Below are 17,821 nucleotides of genomic sequence, written 5' to 3' on the forward strand. Positions count from 1 at the left end.
GCCGGGCGACAGTTGTTGACCGCTCGGCGGACGTGAGCGGTGTGTTGTGACCGCGCGGCGAGCCGGGGCCGGGCATGTCTACCGGGGCCGGGGCGGGCCTCCCGGCGGTTTGCGCATGGTCGCGAACCGTCGTGTGTGCCTCGCCGAGTGGTCACGAACTGTCGGCTGCGACGCTGCCGGGCGACAGTTGTTGACCGCTCGGCGGACGTGAGCGGTGTGTTGTGACCGCGCGGCAAGCCGAGGCCGGGCGTGTCTGCCGGAGCCGGGATGGGCCTCCCGGCAGTCTGCGCGTGGTCCCGAACCGCCGTGTGCGTGTAGTCGAGTGGTCACGAACCGTCGGCTGCGACGCTGTCGGCCGACAGTTGGTGACCGCTCGGCGGACGTGAGCGGCATGTCACGCGACCGCGACCGCGCCGCGACCGCACGAGCACCGACCTACGCGGCGCCACCCTCGGCGTACGGACCGATCTTGCCGGTGCGCATGATGCGCTCGAGCAGCTGGTCGAAGTTCTTCGCCATCTCCTGCGCGGACTCGCCGGGCCAGACGTGCAGCGGCTTCGCGGCACCCTGCGCCTGCTGCAGCGACGTGCGCTCCGGCAGCTGCGGGGAGAGCACGAGCGGGCCGAACATGTCCCGGAGCTCCTTGATGCGGAACTGGTGCTCGAGCGACTGCACCCGGGCACGGTTCACGATGATGCCGAGGGGCTGCAGGCGCGGGGAGAGCCCGCGGCGGATCTCCTCGATGGCGCGCAGCGCACGATCGGCGGCGGCGACGGAGAACAGGCCGGGCTCGGTGACGACGGTGACGCGATCGGACGCGGCCCACGCGGTACGCGTCAGGGCGTTCAGCGACGGCGCGCAGTCGATGAGGACGAGTTCGTAGTCTTGCTCGACGTTGGCCAGGGCCTCTTCGAGCTTCCAGATGTCGCGGATCGACGGGTGCGGCCCGTCGAAGTTGATGGCCGAGGGCGAGCCGACCATGACGTCGATCTTGCCCTGCGACCCCTTCGTCCAGCCCGAGGGGGCGATCGCCTGACGGACGATCTTCTCCTTCGGGTTCTCGAGGACGTCGGCGACGTTGAGGTGGCCGGCGAGGTTGATGTCGAGGCCCGTGGAGACGTCGGACTGCGGGTCCAGATCCACCACCAGCGTGCGCAGTCCCTTGGCGAACGCGGCCGAGGTCAGGCCGAGCGTCACCGTCGTCTTGCCGACACCACCCTTGAGGGAGCTCACGCTGAGTACATGCACGTTGAGCAACGTTACCGCCACTAGGGTTGTCTCACCTCAACCCGGGCTGAAAGGGACGTCGTGTTCACGAAGATCCTCGTTGCGAACCGTGGCGAGATCGCCATCCGCGCGTTCCGTGCCGCCTACGAGTTGGGGGCCCGTACGGTGGCCGTCTACCCGTACGAAGACCGGAACTCCCTGCACCGCCTCAAGGCCGACGAGGCCTACCTGATCGGGGAGCGGGGCCACCCGGTCCGGGCGTACCTGGACGTCTCCGAGATCATCCGCGTCGCCCGCGAGTCGGGGGCCGACGCGATCTACCCGGGGTACGGGTTCCTGTCCGAGAACCCCGAGCTCGCCGCGGCAGCAGCCGCGAACGGCATCACCTTCATCGGTCCGGGCGAGCACGTGCTCGAGATGGCCGGCAACAAGGTCACCGCGAAGGAGCACGCGATCGCGGCCGGCGTCCCGGTCCTCGCGAGCACCCCGGCGAGCCGCGACATCGACGAACTGATCGCCGGCGCCGACGCGATCGGGTTCCCGGTCTTCGCCAAGGCCGTCGCTGGTGGTGGTGGCCGTGGCATGCGCCGGGTGGAGACGAAGCCCGAGTTGCGCGACGCCCTCGAAGCAGCCATGCGCGAGGCCGACAGTGCGTTCGGCGACCCGACGATGTTCCTCGAGCAGGCCGTCATCCGTCCGCGCCACATCGAGGTGCAGATCCTCGCCGACGCGACCGGCACCGACGCGGGCACGATCCACCTGTTCGAGCGGGACTGCTCGGTGCAGCGGCGCAACCAGAAGGTCGTCGAGATCGCGCCGGCGCCGAACCTCGACCCCGCGATCGCGCAGGCGCTGCACCGCGACGCCGTGGCCTTCGCCCGGTCGATCGGGTACGTCAACGCCGGCACCGTGGAGTTCCTGCTCGACACCGAGGGCGAGCGCGAGGGGCAGCACGTCTTCATCGAGATGAACCCGCGCATCCAGGTCGAGCACACGGTCACCGAAGAGGTCACCGACGTCGACCTGGTGCAGTCGCAGATGCGCATCGCGGCGGGGGAGACCCTCGCCGACCTCGGTCTGTCCCAGGACACCGTCGCCGTGCACGGCGCCGCGCTGCAGACCCGCATCACGACCGAGGACCCGACGCAGGGCTTCCGTCCGGACACCGGCCGGATCAGCACCTACCGCAGCCCCGGCGGTGCCGGCGTCCGGCTCGACGGCGGCACGGTCGCCACCGGCGCACAGATCAGCCCGCACTTCGACTCGATGCTCGCGAAGATGACGTGCCGCGGCCGGGACTTCCCGGCGGCGGTGTCCCGGGCCAAGCGCGCCCTCGCCGAGTTCCGCATCCGCGGCGTCAGCACGAACATCCCGTTCCTGCAGGCCGTACTCGAGGACCCGGACTTCGCCCGCGGCGACGTCTCGACGAAGTTCATCGAGGAACGCCCGCAGCTCTTCGGCGGCCACGTCTCGAAGGACCGCGGCACGAAGGTGCTCACCTGGCTCGCCGACGTCACGGTGAACAAGCCGAACGGTGAGCGATCGCCGCTCGTCACCGACCCGGCCGACAAGCTCCCGGCCACGGATCTGACGACCCCGGTGCCCGAGGGGCAGCGCGACCGCCTGCTGGCGATGGGTCCGGCCGAGTGGTCGAAGGCCCTGCGCGCCCAGACGGCCCTCGCGGTGACCGAGACGACGATGCGGGACGCCCACCAGTCGCTCCTCGCGACGCGGGTCCGCACGAAGGACCTCGTCGCCGTCGCACCGCACGTGGCGCGGCTCACCCCGCAGCTGCTCAGCGTCGAGGCCTGGGGTGGTGCCACGTACGACGTCGCACTCCGGTTCCTCGGTGAAGACCCCTGGGAGCGCCTGTCCTCGCTGCGCGAAGCGATGCCGAACATCCCGATCCAGATGCTGCTGCGCGGCCGCAACACCGTCGGGTACACGCCCTACCCGACCGAGGTGACCGACGCCTTCGTCGACGAGGCGGCTCGGTCCGGCGTCGACGTCTTCCGCGTGTTCGACGCGCTGAACGACGTCAGCCAGCTGCGTCCAGCCCTGGAGGCCGTGCTCGCGACCGGCACGGCCGTCGCCGAGGCGGCGCTCTGCTACACCGCCGACCTCCTCGACCCCGCCGAGGACCTCTACACGCTCGACTACTACCTCCGCCTTGCGGAGCAGATGGTCGAGGCCGGCGCGCACGTCATCGGCATCAAGGACATGGCGGGGCTCCTCCGTGCCGGTGCGGCCGAGAAGCTCGTCACCGCCCTGCGCGAGCGCTTCGACCAGCCCGTGCACGTGCACACCCACGACACCGCCGGCGGCCAGCTCGCGACCCTGCTCGCCGCCTCGCGCGCCGGGGCCGACGCCGTCGACGTGGCCGCGGCACCCATGGCCGGCACGACCAGCCAGCCGAGCATGTCCGCCCTGGTCGCCGCACTGGCCCACACCGAGCGCGACACCGGTCTGTCCCTCGACGCCGTCGGTGACCTCGAGCCGTACTGGGAGTCGGTCCGTCGCGTGTACGCCCCGTTCGAGTCCGGGCTCGCCGGTCCGACCGGGCGTGTCTACAAGCACGAGATCCCCGGCGGTCAGCTGTCGAACCTCCGGCAGCAGGCGATCGCCCTCGGGCTCGGCGACCGGTTCGAGCAGGTCGAGGACTGGTACGCCGAGGCGAACCGGATCCTCGGGCGCCCGACCAAGGTCACGCCGTCGTCGAAGGTCGTCGGTGACCTCGCGTTGCAGCTCGCCGCGGTCGGTGCCGACCCGGTCGACTTCGAGCAGAACCCCGACAAGTACGACATCCCGGACTCCGTGGTCGGGTTCATGGCTGGCGAGCTGGGCGACCTGCCCGGCGGCTGGCCCGAGCCGTTCCGCTCCAAGGTCCTGGCCGGTCGCGAGGTCCGACTCGAGATCACCCCCGTGCCCGCGGACGAACGCGCGCACCTCGAGACCCCCGGACCCGCGCGCCAGCAGGCCCTCAACCGCCTGCTCTTCCCGCAGCCGACGCAGCAGTTCCAGCGCGTGCGGGAGCAGTACGGCGACCTGTCCGTCGTGCCGACCGTCGACTACCTGTACGGGTTGCGCCCCGGACAGGAGCACAGCGTCCCGCTCGGCAAGGGCGTCGACCTGTTCGTCGGGCTCGAGGCGATCGGCGAGGTGGACGCCAAGGGCATCCGAACGGTCATGGCGACGATGAACGGGCAGCTCCGCCCGGTCGCCGTCCGCGACCGTTCGGTCGAGGTCGAGACGAAGGCGGCCGAGAAGGCCGACGCGTCCGACCCCAAGCACGTGGCCGCGCCGTTCTCCGGCGTGGTGACGCTCAAGGTCGCCGTCGGTGACGTCGTCGAGGCCGGTACGCCGGTGGCGAGCATCGAGGCGATGAAGATGGAAGCGGCCATCACGGCGCCCGTGTCGGGCACCGTCGGCCGACTCGCGATCCCGGTGACCCAGCAGGTGGACGCCGGCGACCTCCTGGTGGTGCTGCAGTAAATTGACCGTTCGTCCCATCCGCCTGTTCGGCGACCCCGTCCTCCGTTCGCCGGCCGACCCGATCCGCCCCGAACTGCTCGGGAGCGCCGGGGTCCGTGACCTCGTGCAGGACCTCATCGACACCGTCAAGGAACCCGGACGTGCCGGAGTGGCCGCGCCCCAGATCGGCGTCGGACTCCGTGCGTTCTCGTACAACGTGGACGGCGAGGTCGGCTACGTCCTCAACCCCGAGATCGTCGAGGTGTCCGGGGAGCCTGAGCTCATGGAAGAAGGGTGCCTCTCCGTCCCGGGGCTCGGCTACCCGACGCGTCGCTCCCCGTACGCGAAGGTGCGGGGTGTCGACGTCGACGGCGACGAGGTCGTCCTCGAGGGCACGGGCTTGATGGCCGAGGCGCTCCAGCACGAGTGCGACCACCTCGACGGCACCGTCTACGTGATGACGCTCGACCCCGAGATTCGCCGACAGGCGCTGCGCGACATCCGTGCGCAGGACTGGTTCCACTGAGTGCCTGCACAGGCCCGCGTTCGCCGGCTGTGAACAGTGGTGTGACACCCCCACGGGGGATTGTCGCTTTGTCCTGACGAGGGGGTACCGTGCTGCTGTCGGCCTCCCACCGACGACCATCCCATCCCCCCAGGACTCCCGCATGACCAGTCAGAACGACGAGCTCAGCTCGCACCGCACCCGCACCAACCGTCGACCAGCCGAGACCACCGTCACGACCGGTTCGACCGCCGTCCTCGACGCCCCCGCGACGGAGCAGTCGCAGGAGGCCTGAGCCCCGCAGGCGCCCCGGCGCCCGCTGTACGGCCTGGAGGCCCGGATCACGTCCGTCGGACGTGATCCGGGCCTCCAGGCTGTTGCGTCCACACCGCGCGTACCTGGCGGAATCGGGCGTGCCTGGTCGAAAGAATCGACCCGGTACGCCCGAATCGACACCGGTACGCCCGAATCGACCCGGTACGCCCGAGTCGGCCGGTACGCCCGTAGCCGGTCGGTTAAGGGTCGGCCCCGCGTGTACCTGGCGGAATCGGGCGTAGCTGGTCAGAAGAAACGACCCGCTACGCCCGAAACGACCCGGTACGCCCGAATCGACCCGGTACGCCCGAATCGACCCGGTACGCCCGAATCGACCCGGTACGCCCGCTGTTGGTCGGTCACGGGTCGGCTCCGCGCGTACCTGGCGGAATCGGGCGTAGCTGGTCAGAAGAACCGACCCGGTACGCCCGAAACGACCCGGTACGTCCGAAAGCTGCCAGCCGACCGCGCGGCTACCGCCTGGAGGCCCGGCGCCAGTCCGGCGGACCGGCACCGGGCCTCCAGGCGGTCGCGTCTCCGACCTGCGCCCACCTAGCGGAATCGGGCGTACCTGGTCAGAAGAACCGATCCGGCACGCCCGAATCGACCCGGTTCGCCCGACGGGCGCTACGCGCGGTTGCGCCGCCGACCCTCGATCACCGGGGTCGCCGTCGTCTGCACCTTCGACCCGGAGTAGATGTGGTCGATGTCGGCGGCGAAGTCCTTCAGGATGACCGACCGCTTGATCGTCAGCTTCGGCGTGAGGTGCCCGGAGGCCTCCGTCAGGTCGGTGTCGAGGATCGTGAACGACCGGACCGACTCGGCGCGGGAGACCCGGCCGTTGGCGGCGTCGATGGCCTCCTGGACGGCGGAGAGCACGCGCTCGTCGTACGCGGCCTCGTGCCCGCTCAGCGCCGGGGTGATCCCGCGGGACTCGCACCAGCCGGGCAGCATCTCGCGGTCGAGCGTCACGAGCGCGGCGACGAACGGCTTGCCCTCGCCGACGACCACGACCTGGCCGATGAGCGGGTGCTCGCGGATGCCGTCCTCGAGCGGTGCCGGGGCGACGTTCTTGCCGCTCGCGGTGACGATGAGCTCCTTGGCGCGTCCGGTGACGGTGAGGACCCCGTCGGCGTCGAGCCGGCCGAGGTCACCGGTCCGGAACCAGCCGTCGGCGAAGGCGTGCTCGGTCGCCTCGTCGTTCCGCCAGTACCGGTCGAAGACGTCGACGCCGCGGATCAGGATCTCGCCGTCGTCGGCGATCCGGACCTCGATGCCGGGCAGCGCGCGGCCGACGGTCCCGATGCGGAGTTCGCGGGCGCGGTTGACCGTGGCGGGTGCCGTGGTCTCGGTCAGGCCGTAGCCCTCGAGGATGAGCACCCCGATCGAGCGGAAGAAGTGCGAGAGCCGCGGGGAGAGGGGTGCCGAACCGCTGACGGCGTACCCGACCCGGCCGCCGAGGGCGTCGCGGAGCTTGGCGTACACAAGCCGGTCGAACAGCTTGAACTTCAGGCCGAGCAGGAACGGCACCCTGCCGGCTGCGAGGGCCTCGGAGTGGGCGACCGCGGTGTCTGCGGCCGCGCGGAAGATCCTGCCCTTGCCACCGAGGTCGGCCTTCTGCTCCGCTGAGTTGTAGATCTTCTCGAACACCCGGGGGACCGCGAGCAGGAACGTCGGCTTGAAGGTCGACACCGCGCGCATCAGGTCCTTGGTGTCCGGCTCGTGGCCGACGAGGACGCCGGCGGACACCGACATCGCGGCGATGAACCTGGCGAAGACGTGGGCGAGCGGGATGAACAGCAGGGTCGAGGCGCCGTCGGCGACGACCTCGGGCATCGCCTCGCTCGCGCCCTCCACCGTGGCGGTGAAGTTGTCGTGCCGCAGGACGCAGCCCTTCGGTCGGCCGGTGCTGCCCGAGGTGTAGATGATCGTGGCGTCGTCGTGGCCGTGCACGTTCGCGGTCCGGGCGTCGAGTTCGTCGTCGGTGACGTCCTCGCCGAGCCGGGTCAGGTCGTCGAGGCCGCCGCCGTCGATCGTCCAGTGCTGACCCAGGGAGGGCAGGTCGGGCGCGATGGAGGCGACGCGGCGCGCGTGCTCCTCCTGCTCGATGACGATCGCGACCGACTCGGAGTCGGACAGGATCCAGCGCACCTGGTCGGGGGAGCTCGTCTCGTACACGGGTACAGACACGAGGCCGGCTGTCCACACGGCGAAGTCGACCAGGGTCCACTCGAGCCGCGTCCGCGACAGGATCGCGACGTGCGCGCCCGGTTCGAGCCCGGCGGCGACGAAGCCCTTGGCGATGCCGCGCACCCGGGCGAGCGTCTCCGCCGCGGTGAAGGTCGTCCAGGTGTCACCGTGGCGCTGGGCCAGGATCGGACGGTCGGGCGTCAGGCGGACACGGTCGCCGAGCAGCCGTGCTGCCGAGCCGTGGTCCGGGGCGACGGGACCGCCGTGGGCCGCGGACACCGGGTGGTCCTGGGCCGGGGTGGTCGGTGCGGCCGGGGTGGCCGGTGAGGCCGGTGCGGCCGCGGTGGCCGGACCGGCGCCGGCGCCGGCGGGTGTGGCGTGCCTGCCGGCCGACGGTGTGGTCCCGGTGGCGGCGCTGCCAGCGGTGGACGTGTCGGTGGAGGCGCTGCTGCGTGCAGGACGCTGATCGTTCACGGTGACTCCCTTGTCTGCCGGTTCGACTCGAGTGCGCCTCAACACCGAGGCGACACCGCCAGCATAGGACGCGTCACCGGGCGTTCCGTGACTTCGCGGCGAACCGGTAGGCTCGTTGCTCGTGCACGCCATCGGAATCGACATCGGGGGCACCAAGATCGCGGGTGCGGTCGTGACGGAACTGGGCGAGATCGTCGCCGAGGACCGCGTGGCCACCAACGCTGCGGACCCGAACGCCATGCTCGACGACGTCGTCTCGATGGTCGAGCGACTCAGCTCGCTCCACCAGGTCGGCGCCGTGGGGGTCGCCGCCCCCGGGTTCATCGACGCCTCCCAGTCGATCGTCTACTACACGCCGAACATCCGGTGGCGGAACGAACCGCTCCGGCAGAAGCTGCAGCAGCGCCTCGGCGACCTGCACATCACGGTGGACAACGACGCGAACGCCGCGGGCTGGGCCGAGTTCCGGTTCGGCGCCGGTCGGCTCGTGTCCGACATGACGATGCTCACCATCGGCACGGGCGTCGGCGGCGCCATCGTGACCGAGGACCGTCTGTTCCGCGGGGGCTTCGGTACCGGCGGCGAGATCGGCCACCTGCGCATCGTCCCGAACGGGCTGCCCTGCGGCTGCGGTGCCCGCGGCTGCATCGAGCAGTACGGCTCGGGTCGTGCCCTGCAGCGCATGGCGAACGACGTCGCCGACGCCGGTGGCATCGGCTCGGCCCTGGCCGACGCCCGCGCCGACAACGGCGGCCAGCTCGACGGCAAGATCGTCGGCGACCTGATCCTGGCCGACGACCCGGGTGCCCTCGCGGCCCTCCGTCGGCTCGGTCGACACCTCGGCGAGGCGTGCGCGTCGCTGTCCGCGGTGCTCGACCCGCAGCTCTTCGTGTTCGGCGGCGGCGTCGCCAGCGCGGGGGACCGGCTGCTCGACCCGATCAAGCAGGCGTACCTCAACAACCTGCCGGCCCGCGGGTACCACCCGGAGCCGGACTTCGTGATCGCCGAGCTCGTCAACGACGCCGGCGTCGTCGGTGCCGCCGACCTCGCCCGCATCCACGCCCGCACGGCGTAGGGTCGGGCCACCCACCCGGGCCACCACCTTCTCACCACCTGGAGTCGTCGATGACCTACTGGCTGCTGAAGAACTTCGTGCTCGGCCCGCTCATCCTCACCCTGTTCCGGCCGTGGGTGGTCGGGCGTGAGCACGTGCCCGCCAAGGGGCCGGTCATCTTCGCGTCGAACCACATCTCGTTCATCGACTCGGTGATCCTGCCCGCGGTGCTCGACCGTCGACTCTCGTTCCTGGCGAAGAGCGACTACTTCACCGGTCGCGGGCTGAAGGGCTGGGCGACGAAGACGTTCTTCAACGCCATCGGCCAGCTGCCGATCGACCGCTCCGGCGGCAAGGCGTCCGAGGCATCGCTGCGCACCGGCCTGCAGGTCCTGGCACGCGGTGAGCAGCTCGGCATCTACCCCGAGGGCACCCGCAGCCCCGACGGCAAGCTCTACCGCGGCCGCACCGGCATCGCCCGGATGATCCTCGAGGGGCGCGTGCTCGTCGTGCCCGTCGCCATGGTCGGCACGCGCGAGGTGCAGCAGATCGGGCAGCGCTTCCCGAAGATCAAGCGCGTCGGGGTCGTGTTCGGCAAGCCGCTCGACTTCTCGCGGTTCCAGGGGTTCGAGACCGACCGCTTCATCCTGCGCAGCGTCACGGACGAGGTCATGCACGAGCTCGCCGGCCTGAGCCGACAGGAGTACGTGGACGTCTACGCCACCAGCGTGAAGGAGCGGGCGAGCTCCGCGCGCGAGGCCGTCATGCGGGAACGGAAGTCGACGCCTGCACGTTAGGCTCTGATGGTCCCGGCACCCCGCCAGGACGCCCATCGACGACGTGCGGCCCGGTGCCGGTAGCGCGTCGTCGGGCCGCCCGCACAGAACACCGAGGTAACGCCCTTGTTCGAGTCGACCGACTTCGTCGCCCTGCAGGATCCGGACGTCATCGAGGGGCTCGACTATTGGCGGACGCTCCCGATCAAGCAGCAGCCGACCTGGCCGGACGCCGCCGCTGCCGAGGCCGCTTCAGCCGAGATCGCCACGCTCCCGCCGCTCGTGTTCGCGGGCGAGGTCGACAAGCTGCGCGAGCGGCTCGCCGCCGCCGCTCAGGGCAAGGCCTTCCTGCTGCAGGGCGGTGACTGCGCCGAGACCTTCGCCGGTGCCACCGCCGACTCGATCCGCGACCGGGTCAAGACGATCCTGCAGATGGCCGTCGTGCTGACCTACGGCGCCTCGATGCCCGTCATCAAGATGGGGCGCATGGCCGGGCAGTTCGCCAAGCCCCGCTCGAGCGACTTCGAGACCCGTGGCGACGTCACGCTGCCCGCCTACCGCGGCGACATCGTGAACGGCTACGACTTCACCCCGGAGAGCCGGACGGCCGACCCGCGCCGCCTGGTGCAGGGGTACCACACCGCTGCCTCGACGCTGAACCTCGTCCGGGCCTTCACGCAGGGGGGCTTCGCCGACCTGCGCCAGGTGCACTCGTGGAACAAGGGCTTCGCCTCGAACCCCGCGAACGCCCGCTACGAGCACCTCGCCAAGGAGATCGACCGCGCGATTCGCTTCATGGACGCCTGCGGCGCCGACTTCGAGGCGCTCAAGCACGTCGAGTTCTACGCCTCGCACGAGGGGCTGCTGATGGACTACGAGCGCCCGATGACCCGCATCGACTCGCGCTCCGGCCTGGCGTACGACACGTCCGGTCACTTCATCTGGATCGGTGAGCGCACGCGCGACCTCGACGGCGCCCACGTGGACTTCCTGTCGCGGGTGCGCAACCCGATCGGCGTGAAGCTCGGCCCGACGACGAGCGTCGACGACATGAAGGCGCTCGTCGACAAGCTCGACCCGAACCGTGAGCCGGGTCGCCTGACCTTCATCACGCGGATGGGTGCGGGCAAGATCCGCGACGAGCTGCCCAAGCTGCTCGAGGCGATCAAGGGCATGGACGCCAACCCGCTGTGGGTCACCGACCCGATGCACGGCAACGGCCTGACCACGCCGACGGGCTACAAGACCCGCCGGTTCGACGACGTCGTGGACGAGGTCCTCGGCTTCTTCGAGGCGCACCGCCAGGTCGGCACCTACCCGGGTGGCATGCACGTCGAGCTCACCGGTGACGACGTCACCGAGTGCCTCGGCGGCTCGGAGCACATCGACGAGGCCACCCTCGCCACGCGCTACGAGTCGCTGTGCGACCCGCGCCTGAACCACATGCAGTCCCTCGAGCTCGCCTTCCTGGTGGCCGAGGAACTCGGCGCGCACCAGCCCGACCGCTCGTAACGCACGAACCGTGTCGCCAAAGCGACAGAACCCCGCAGCATGTTCGCGGGGTTCTGTCGCTTTCGTGTGTCGGACGGGAGGCCCGTGACGGCGCCGCCACGGGCCTCCCGTCCGTCCCGGGGTCGCGTCGACGGCCGAGGGTGCGGAGCGTCAGCATCTGCTGCTCTCGAAAGCGACCGTGTGCCACCGAACGGTGGCGGCACACTGTCGCTTTCGCGACGGTGTCGGCGCTGTCGGGCGAGACAGCGTCGCTCTGGCGGCACACCGCTCACGCAGCGCCCGCCCCGGCCCCTACTGGTCGTAGGACAGGGTGACGGTGTCGCCGCGGTGGACCGTGGCGCCGGCGCCCGGGTCGGTGCCGGTGACCGGCAGCTTCGACTTCCAGTCGTAGAAGCCGCAGAGGATGTTCGTGCAGTCGGGTACGGAGACCTTGAGGCCGAGGTCCTCGAGGGTCTTCGTCGCCTCGTTGATCGTCGCCCCGACGACGCCGTCCTCGGGCACGGTGATCGGCGTCGGACCCTTCGACACGACGACGTCCACGGCCGACCCGCGCACGGCGGGGGAACCCTGCACGGCGGCGGAGACGATCTGACCCGCGGGCACGGTCTCGCTGTACTGCTCGGTCCGGGCGCCGAGGATCAGTCCGACGTCGTCGAGTGCCGCGGCGGCCTCGTCGACCGTCTTGCCGACCACGTCGGGCACGGGGCCGAGCGAGACGGTCAGCGTGACCTGCCCGGTCTCGCCGTAGGCCTTCACCGTCGTGAGGTCGAGCGGCTTGCCGCCGGACGCCCGGCCGGTCGCCGCGACCACGGTGTCCTTCGGGGCGTCGGCGGAGAACTCGTACCGGTCGTCCTGCAGCTCGAAGTCGTCGTCGAGTGCGGCCGTCACGGTGGAGAGCGGCTGCCCGACGATCGCCGGCAGCGGGATCATCCGGGGGCCGTTCGACACGACGATCTGCACCGCCGTGCCCTTCTGCACCTCGCGCTTCGGGGCCGGCTTCGTCGTGGAGACCTGCCCCTTCGCGACGACGGCGTCGAACCGTGTCCCGGTCTTCGACGCCGCCTGCAGGCCCTGTGCTTCGAGCAGCTGCCGGGCCTGCGAGACCGACTTGCCCGTGACTTCCGGGATCCGCACGTTGCCACCCGGCCCCGGGCCGAAGTACCAGCCGAAGCCGGCTCCGATCAGCGCGAGCACGACGACCACGGACAGCAGGATCCAGCCGCGCTTCCGACGCTTCGCCGACTGGTCGGCGAGCCGCTGTCCGGCGGGGGACAGCACGCCCGGCTGTGCCCCGGTGCGACGGGGGCCCGGGGCGTTGCCGCGCGCACGGGCGGGTGCTCGACCGCGTTCGCCGGTGTCGCGGTCGCCGGACCGGTCGATGATGGCGGTCTCGTCCGCAGCTGCGGCTCCTGCGGCCGCTGCGGCGCCGAGCGTGCCGGCGCCACCCGAGGGCAGGATCGCGGTGCCGTTCTCGGGGCGGAGCACGGCGGTGCGGTACTGGCCGGTCGCACGCTGCTGGTTGCCCGCCATGTGGTCGAGCATCTCGCGGGCGTCGCGGGGGCGGTCCTCGGGGTCGCGTGCGGTCGACCAGGCGACCAGCTCGTCGAGCTCCGGCGGCACCCCCGACACGGCGGCGCTCGGTGCGGGCACGGAGTCGTTGGCGTGCTGGTAGGCGATCTGCATCGGCTGCTCGCCCTTGTAGGGCTGCTCGCCGGTGAGCATCTCGTAGAGCATGATGCCGAGCGCGTAGATGTCGCTGCGCGAGTCGGCGGCGCCGCGGGTCACGAGCTCGGGGGACAGGTAGGCGATCGTGCCGAGCAGGGCCGCGCCGGTCGCCGTGTTCGCGGTCGTGGCCCGGGCCAGGCCGAAGTCGCCGAGCTTGATGCGGCCGTCGTCGGCGAGCAGGACGTTCTCGGGCTTCAGGTCGCGGTGCACGATCCAGGCGCGGTGGGCCGAGGCGAGGCCGGCCAGCACGGCGCGCAGGATGTCGGTCGCCTGCTCGGGCGTCAGGGCGTGGTGCTCCTGCAGCAGGTCCCGCAGCGTGATGCCGGGGATGTACTCCATGACGATGTAGGCGATCTCGCCCTCGGCGCCCTGGTCGTACACGCCCACCAGGTTCGGGTGCGACAGCCGGGCCGCCGACCGGGCCTCCTGGATGAAGCGCTCACGGAAGGCCTGGTCGTCGGCCAGGTGCCCGTGCATGATCTTGATCGCGACGCGTCGCTCGAGGCGCACGTCGGTCGCGAGGTAGACGGTCGCCATGCCCCCGCGCGCGATGCGGGAGCGGACGCGGTACCGCTGATCGATCATGCGACCGATCATCGGATCCGTGGCGGCGTTGGTGGTCATCGGCGGCATTCTACGAATCGGAACCGCACTCGGACGCACCGGCGCACCGCCCGTGACCCAATCTCGATCTTCCGGATGAGGCTCAGAGTGTCGCCAGCCAGCCCTGGGCGGCGCTCGCCCAGGTGGCGTAGGCCTTCGGGTAGGCGGAGAGCTGCACGGCCTGGGCCGCGTCGGTGATGCTCATCGAGGACCAGCCGGGCACGTCGAGCAGGCCGCGGGTCTTGCCGGCGTTCGGGTTGTGTCGCCCGCCGAAGAACAGCGCGGTGGCGTGCGCCGGGTCCTGCAGCTTCAGCGCGCTGCCCCAACCCTGGGACGGACGCTGCTGGAACAGACCGACCGAGTCGCGGTCGCCGTGCGGCAGGTTCCGGAGGCTCGACTCCTGCATCGCGGCGGCGAGGGCCACGACGATGCCCCGGTCCGGGACTCCCAGCGATCGACCGACGGCCACGATGGTCGCGGCGTTCTGGCGCTGCTCGGCGCTCAGGCCGACGGCACCGCTGACCGCCGCACTCGCGGAGACCGCGGGCGCGGCGGTGGCGTTCGACGACGGGATCACGAGCGTCTTGCCGGCGTAGATCGTGCTCGTGTACGACAACCCGTTCGCCGACAGGAGCGACTTGACGGAGACGTGGTGCGCGGCGGCGATCGAGGCCACGGTGTCTCCGGCGCTGATCTTCACGCTCGTCTTCGTCGACGGAGCCGAGGCGGTGGACGTCGACGGCGTCGATGACGTTCCGTGCGGCACCCGGAGCGTCTGCCCGGGGTAGATGACGCTGCGCTGCGACAGCTTGTTCGCGTTGAGGAGCGCCGTGGTCGACACGCCGACGCGGGACGCGATGCCGGAGACGGTGTCGCCCTGCTTCACGTGGTAGCTCGAGGTGTCGGAGCCGGAGCCGCCGGTCGACCCGGAGGTCCGAACCGCCGCGGTGGTGACGGCGGGCGTCGACGCCAGGTGGAGCGTCTGCCCGGGGTGGATGATCGTGTTCCAGCCGAGGCCGTTGCGCACGAGGATCTCCTGCGCCGACAGGCCGAAACGGGCGGCGATGCCCGAGACCGTGTCGCCGTGGTGGACGGTGTAGGTGGTGGGGGCCTTCGTGGTGGCGGCGACCGTCCGCACGACGGTCTGCGTCGGCCGGGCGACGGCGGTGCCGAACACCGGGCGGTCGGTCACGGCGCGGTCCTGGTCGACGTGGCGCTTGTGGTTCGCGTCGGCGTCGTCGTGCCGCGGCTCGGCGTGCGCGATGGGGCCGGTCAGGCCGGCGGTCACGGCGATCGTGCCCGCGAGGACGATGGGCATGGTGGCGAACCGGGCGGATCGTGCGCGCCGGGCGACTTCGTCTGCAGCGTGGTCCACGGGTTTCTCCTGATCTCGACTGAGCCGTGCGCACGCGTGCGCGCACTCACAGGTGCCACAACGCTGGCATGGCCTGATTCCCAAGTCAACCAGAGAGTCAGATGGGGTGGATGTGACGAATGTGACGAACGAGGCGGATTCACTCCGGCGGTCACTCTGGCACCATGGGCGTGTGAGTGCCGCACCCGCCGACGACCTGTCCCTCTCCGAACGCTGGCTGACCGTCCCCGAGCTGGTGGACATGTTCAGCACGAGCCCCGGACGGATCCACCGACTCTTCGAGCAGAAGACCCTGCTGGCAGCCCGCGTCGGCGGTGTGCTGCGCGTGCCGGTCGAGTTCCTCGAGGACGGGGAGCCGATGCCCGAGCTCCGCGGCACGCTGATCGTGCTCGGCGACAACGGCTTCACCGACGACGAGGCGGTGCGCTGGATGCTCACCGTCGACGACGCGATGGGCACCACGCCGATCGCGGCGCTCCGCGCCGGCCGCAAGGCCGAGGTGCGTCGCGTCGCCCAGTCGCTGCTCTAGACGCCATCCGGACGGACAGGAGGCCCGTGGCGGTGTCGCCACGGGCCTCCTGTCTGTCCTGGCCTCGCGTCTAGGACGACCGGCGGCTGACCGTGTCGGCCAGCGACGCGAGCTGCTCGCGCGCCGACGGCGTCAGCGGCGAGGCGTCGAGCGCCGCCTTGGCGCGCTGGACGTGCCGCTCGATCGACCGCTCCACGGCGGCCACGGCGCCCGACTCGGTGAGGGTCGCGCGGAGCATCTGCACCTGCTCCTCGTCGAGGTCGGGGTCTCCGAGGAGCTCGTCCAGGAGCTGCCGTGGGCCGTTCGCCAGCGTCTTGCGCGCCGAGGCGATGAGGACGGTGCGCTTGCCCTCGCGCAGGTCGTCGCCGGCCGGCTTGCCGGTGACCTCGGGATCGCCGAAGACCCCGAGCATGTCGTCGCGGAGCTGGTACGCCACGCCGAGGGGGAGTCCGAAGGCGCGGAGGCCCTCGAGCTGGGAGTCGCTCGCGCCGGCGACGAGGGCACCGATGACCAGCGGGGCCTCGATCGAGTACTTCGCCGACTTGAAGACGATGACGCGCTGGGCGCGGAGCAGGTGCTCGGACTCGTCGATGACCGGCCAGGCGGTCTCCTCGTGCACGTCGAGGTACTGCCCCGCCGTGACGTCGAGGCGCATCGCGTGGAACTCCTGGCGGACGATGCGGGCCCGCACCGGGTCGAGGAGCGCGAGGCCCTCGTCGAAGACCGAGTCGCTCAGCGAGAGCAGCAGGTCGCCGAGGAGCAGCGCGGAGTTCGTGCCGTACTGCCCGCGGTCGCCGACGAAGCCGGACTCCTCGTGCAGGGACTCGAAGCGGCGGTGCGCGGCCGGACGCCCGCGGCGGGTGTCCGAGCGGTCCATGATGTCGTCGTGCACCAGGGCGGCGGCGTGGAAGACCTCGAGCGCGGCGGCGACCGTGACGACCGCCTCGGCCGTGGTCTGCCGGGACCCTTCGGCCAGCGGGTCGAACGAGCCCGAACGGCCGGCCACCGACTGCCATCCCCAGTAGCAGAACAGTGCCCGGAAGCGCTTGCCGCCGGACAACAGGTCTCGTGCGTACCGGTCGAACGGCGCGAGGTCGGGGCTGATCGCGAGGAGCCGTTCACGCTGCTCGTCGAGTGCCCGGTCGATACGCGCCGATACGAGGTCCACTAATCGCGTACTCTCAGCCACGATCCCTACCCTAGTGGAGTGGTCGAGGCATAGAATCGGTCCACTCAACCCGCGTTTTTCAACCCCGCGTCGATCCCAGGAACAGAGGGAACCAAGATGCCGCTCTCGGAACAGGAGCAGCGCCTTCTCGAAGAGATGGAGCGCAGCCTCTACCAGAACGATTCCGATTTCGTGGCTCGTGTCACACGTCGACAGGGTCGTCCGACGTACACAGCCATCACGCTCGGGGTCCTCGGCGCACTCGCCGGGGTCGCCATCGTCATCGTCGGCCTCGTCATCAAGGCGCCGCTGCTGGGCATCCTCGGCTTCGTCGTGATGCTCGCCGGTGTCTTGTTCGCGCTGCGCCCGGGCATGCGTGCTCCGAAGGCGAAGCCCGCTCGGCCGGGCAAGCCCGCGTCCGGTGGGTCCGCGCGTCCGTCCAGCGGTGGCGGTGGATCCTTCATGGACCGGATGAACGAGCGCTGGGACAAGCGCAACGACCAGAGCTAGTAAACGACCAGAGTCAGTAAACGACCAGAGTCAGTAGCTGACAGGAGTCAGCAGGACTCCCTCCACACTCCTCCACGGGGTCGGCCTTCGGGTCGGCCCCGTTTCGTGTTTCGGGAGGCGGGTGATTCGTGCGTGCGCGAGTGGTCACGACCTGCCGCGCGGTGGATGCCGAGGGGGCAGGAGCTGTCGGCTGAGGCCGGTGCGAGCGACGGTTCAAGACCACTCGGCGTCGCGGCGGCGGCACGTCGTGACCGCGCGCTGACCGGAAGCCGAGCGTGGCGGGGCCGACCATGCGCCCGCGTGGGCACCGCGGCGAGGGTGGGGCGGGCCTCCAGGCCGGGGTGGACCGTCGCCGCGTGCGTGCGCGCGCGAGTGGTCGCGACATGC

Annotated in this window: 13 protein-coding genes; 8 read left to right on the plus strand and 5 right to left on the minus strand. The window is 70.9% G+C overall.

Features of this window, described 5'->3' with window-relative positions; genetic code table 11:
• Positions 1 to 435 precede the first annotated feature (435 nt).
• The gene (locus DEJ00_RS13675) at positions 436 to 1,248 is read right to left on the minus strand and encodes a ParA family protein (protein WP_027465232.1); all 813 of its coding nucleotides are present in this window, start codon (positions 1,246 to 1,248) and stop codon (positions 436 to 438) included.
• 60 nt (positions 1,249 to 1,308) lie between these two features.
• On the opposite strand from DEJ00_RS13675, the gene DEJ00_RS13680 reads away from it, so the two are divergent.
• The 3 genes from DEJ00_RS13680 to DEJ00_RS18835 all read left to right on the plus strand — a co-directional run bounded on the left by DEJ00_RS13680 (position 1,309) and on the right by DEJ00_RS18835 (position 5,498).
• Entirely contained in the window at positions 1,309 to 4,719 is a 3,411-nt protein-coding gene (locus DEJ00_RS13680) for a pyruvate carboxylase (protein ID WP_111057741.1), read from the plus strand.
• 1 nt (position 4,720) lies between these two features.
• Positions 4,721 to 5,224: a peptide deformylase gene (locus DEJ00_RS13685; RefSeq protein WP_027465234.1), complete on the plus strand. Its 504-nt coding sequence runs from the start codon at positions 4,721 to 4,723 to the stop codon at positions 5,222 to 5,224.
• Positions 5,225 to 5,366: 142 nt separating this feature from the next.
• A complete protein-coding gene (locus tag DEJ00_RS18835) occupies positions 5,367 to 5,498 on the plus strand; it encodes a hypothetical protein (protein WP_258366694.1) in 132 nt (43 codons plus the stop codon).
• Positions 5,499 to 6,145: 647 nt separating this feature from the next.
• Here DEJ00_RS18835 and DEJ00_RS13690 read toward each other — a convergent pair.
• Positions 6,146 to 8,182 (minus strand): long-chain fatty acid--CoA ligase, encoded by a 2,037-nt coding sequence (locus DEJ00_RS13690; RefSeq protein ID WP_258373689.1) that lies wholly within the window; start codon positions 8,180 to 8,182, stop codon positions 6,146 to 6,148.
• Positions 8,183 to 8,303: 121 nt separating this feature from the next.
• On the opposite strand from DEJ00_RS13690, the gene DEJ00_RS13695 reads away from it, so the two are divergent.
• The 3 genes from DEJ00_RS13695 (at position 8,304) to DEJ00_RS13705 (ending at position 11,524) form a co-directional block, all read left to right on the plus strand.
• On the plus strand, positions 8,304 to 9,257 hold the full coding sequence (locus DEJ00_RS13695; protein WP_017886608.1) for an ROK family glucokinase: 954 nt from the start codon (positions 8,304 to 8,306) through the stop codon (positions 9,255 to 9,257).
• 50 nt (positions 9,258 to 9,307) lie between these two features.
• A complete protein-coding gene (locus DEJ00_RS13700; RefSeq protein WP_027465236.1) occupies positions 9,308 to 10,033 on the plus strand; it encodes a 1-acyl-sn-glycerol-3-phosphate acyltransferase in 726 nt (241 codons plus the stop codon).
• A gap of 105 nt (positions 10,034 to 10,138) precedes the next feature.
• Positions 10,139 to 11,524 (plus strand): class II 3-deoxy-7-phosphoheptulonate synthase, encoded by a 1,386-nt coding sequence (locus DEJ00_RS13705; RefSeq protein WP_051596677.1) that lies wholly within the window; start codon positions 10,139 to 10,141, stop codon positions 11,522 to 11,524.
• Positions 11,525 to 11,815: 291 nt separating this feature from the next.
• On the opposite strand, the gene pknB is transcribed toward DEJ00_RS13705, so the two are convergent.
• The gene (gene pknB / locus DEJ00_RS13710; protein ID WP_111057777.1) at positions 11,816 to 13,873 is read right to left on the minus strand and encodes a Stk1 family PASTA domain-containing Ser/Thr kinase; all 2,058 of its coding nucleotides are present in this window, start codon (positions 13,871 to 13,873) and stop codon (positions 11,816 to 11,818) included.
• 82 nt (positions 13,874 to 13,955) lie between these two features.
• Positions 13,956 to 15,227: a LysM peptidoglycan-binding domain-containing protein gene (locus tag DEJ00_RS13715; protein WP_258373690.1), complete on the minus strand. Its 1,272-nt coding sequence runs from the start codon at positions 15,225 to 15,227 to the stop codon at positions 13,956 to 13,958.
• 172 nt (positions 15,228 to 15,399) lie between these two features.
• Here DEJ00_RS13715 and DEJ00_RS13720 point away from each other — a divergent pair, with 172 nt between their 5' ends.
• Positions 15,400 to 15,756 (plus strand): Rv2175c family DNA-binding protein, encoded by a 357-nt coding sequence (locus DEJ00_RS13720; RefSeq protein ID WP_173033316.1) that lies wholly within the window; start codon positions 15,400 to 15,402, stop codon positions 15,754 to 15,756.
• A 70-nt stretch (positions 15,757 to 15,826) separates the two neighbouring features.
• Here the strand turns inward: DEJ00_RS13720 and DEJ00_RS13725 are convergent, their stop codons facing one another.
• Positions 15,827 to 16,945, minus strand: coding sequence for a polyprenyl synthetase family protein (locus tag DEJ00_RS13725; protein WP_027465241.1), 1,119 nt, complete (start codon positions 16,943 to 16,945; stop codon positions 15,827 to 15,829).
• A 96-nt stretch (positions 16,946 to 17,041) separates the two neighbouring features.
• Between DEJ00_RS13725 and DEJ00_RS13730 the strand changes: the two genes are divergently transcribed.
• Positions 17,042 to 17,434, plus strand: coding sequence for a DUF3040 domain-containing protein (locus tag DEJ00_RS13730; RefSeq protein ID WP_111057743.1), 393 nt, complete (start codon positions 17,042 to 17,044; stop codon positions 17,432 to 17,434).
• Positions 17,435 to 17,821 lie beyond the last annotated feature (387 nt).

The sequence above is a fragment of the Curtobacterium sp. MCLR17_039 genome (assembly GCF_003234745.1).
GTDB lineage: Bacteria > Actinomycetota > Actinomycetes > Actinomycetales > Microbacteriaceae > Curtobacterium > Curtobacterium flaccumfaciens.

What these genes read in the sequence shown, in the direction of transcription:
- DEJ00_RS13700 (WP_027465236.1), top strand. Translation starts at nt 9,308, where the DNA reads ATGACCTACTGGCTGCTGAAGAACTTCGTGCTCGGCCCGCTCATCCTC.
- DEJ00_RS13730 (WP_111057743.1), top strand. Translation starts at nt 17,042, where the DNA reads ATGCCGCTCTCGGAACAGGAGCAGCGCCTTCTCGAAGAGATGGAGCGC.
- DEJ00_RS18835 (WP_258366694.1), top strand. Translation starts at nt 5,367, where the DNA reads ATGACCAGTCAGAACGACGAGCTCAGCTCGCACCGCACCCGCACCAAC.
- pknB (WP_111057777.1), bottom strand. Translation starts at nt 13,873, where the DNA reads ATGACCACCAACGCCGCCACGGATCCGATGATCGGTCGCATGATCGAT.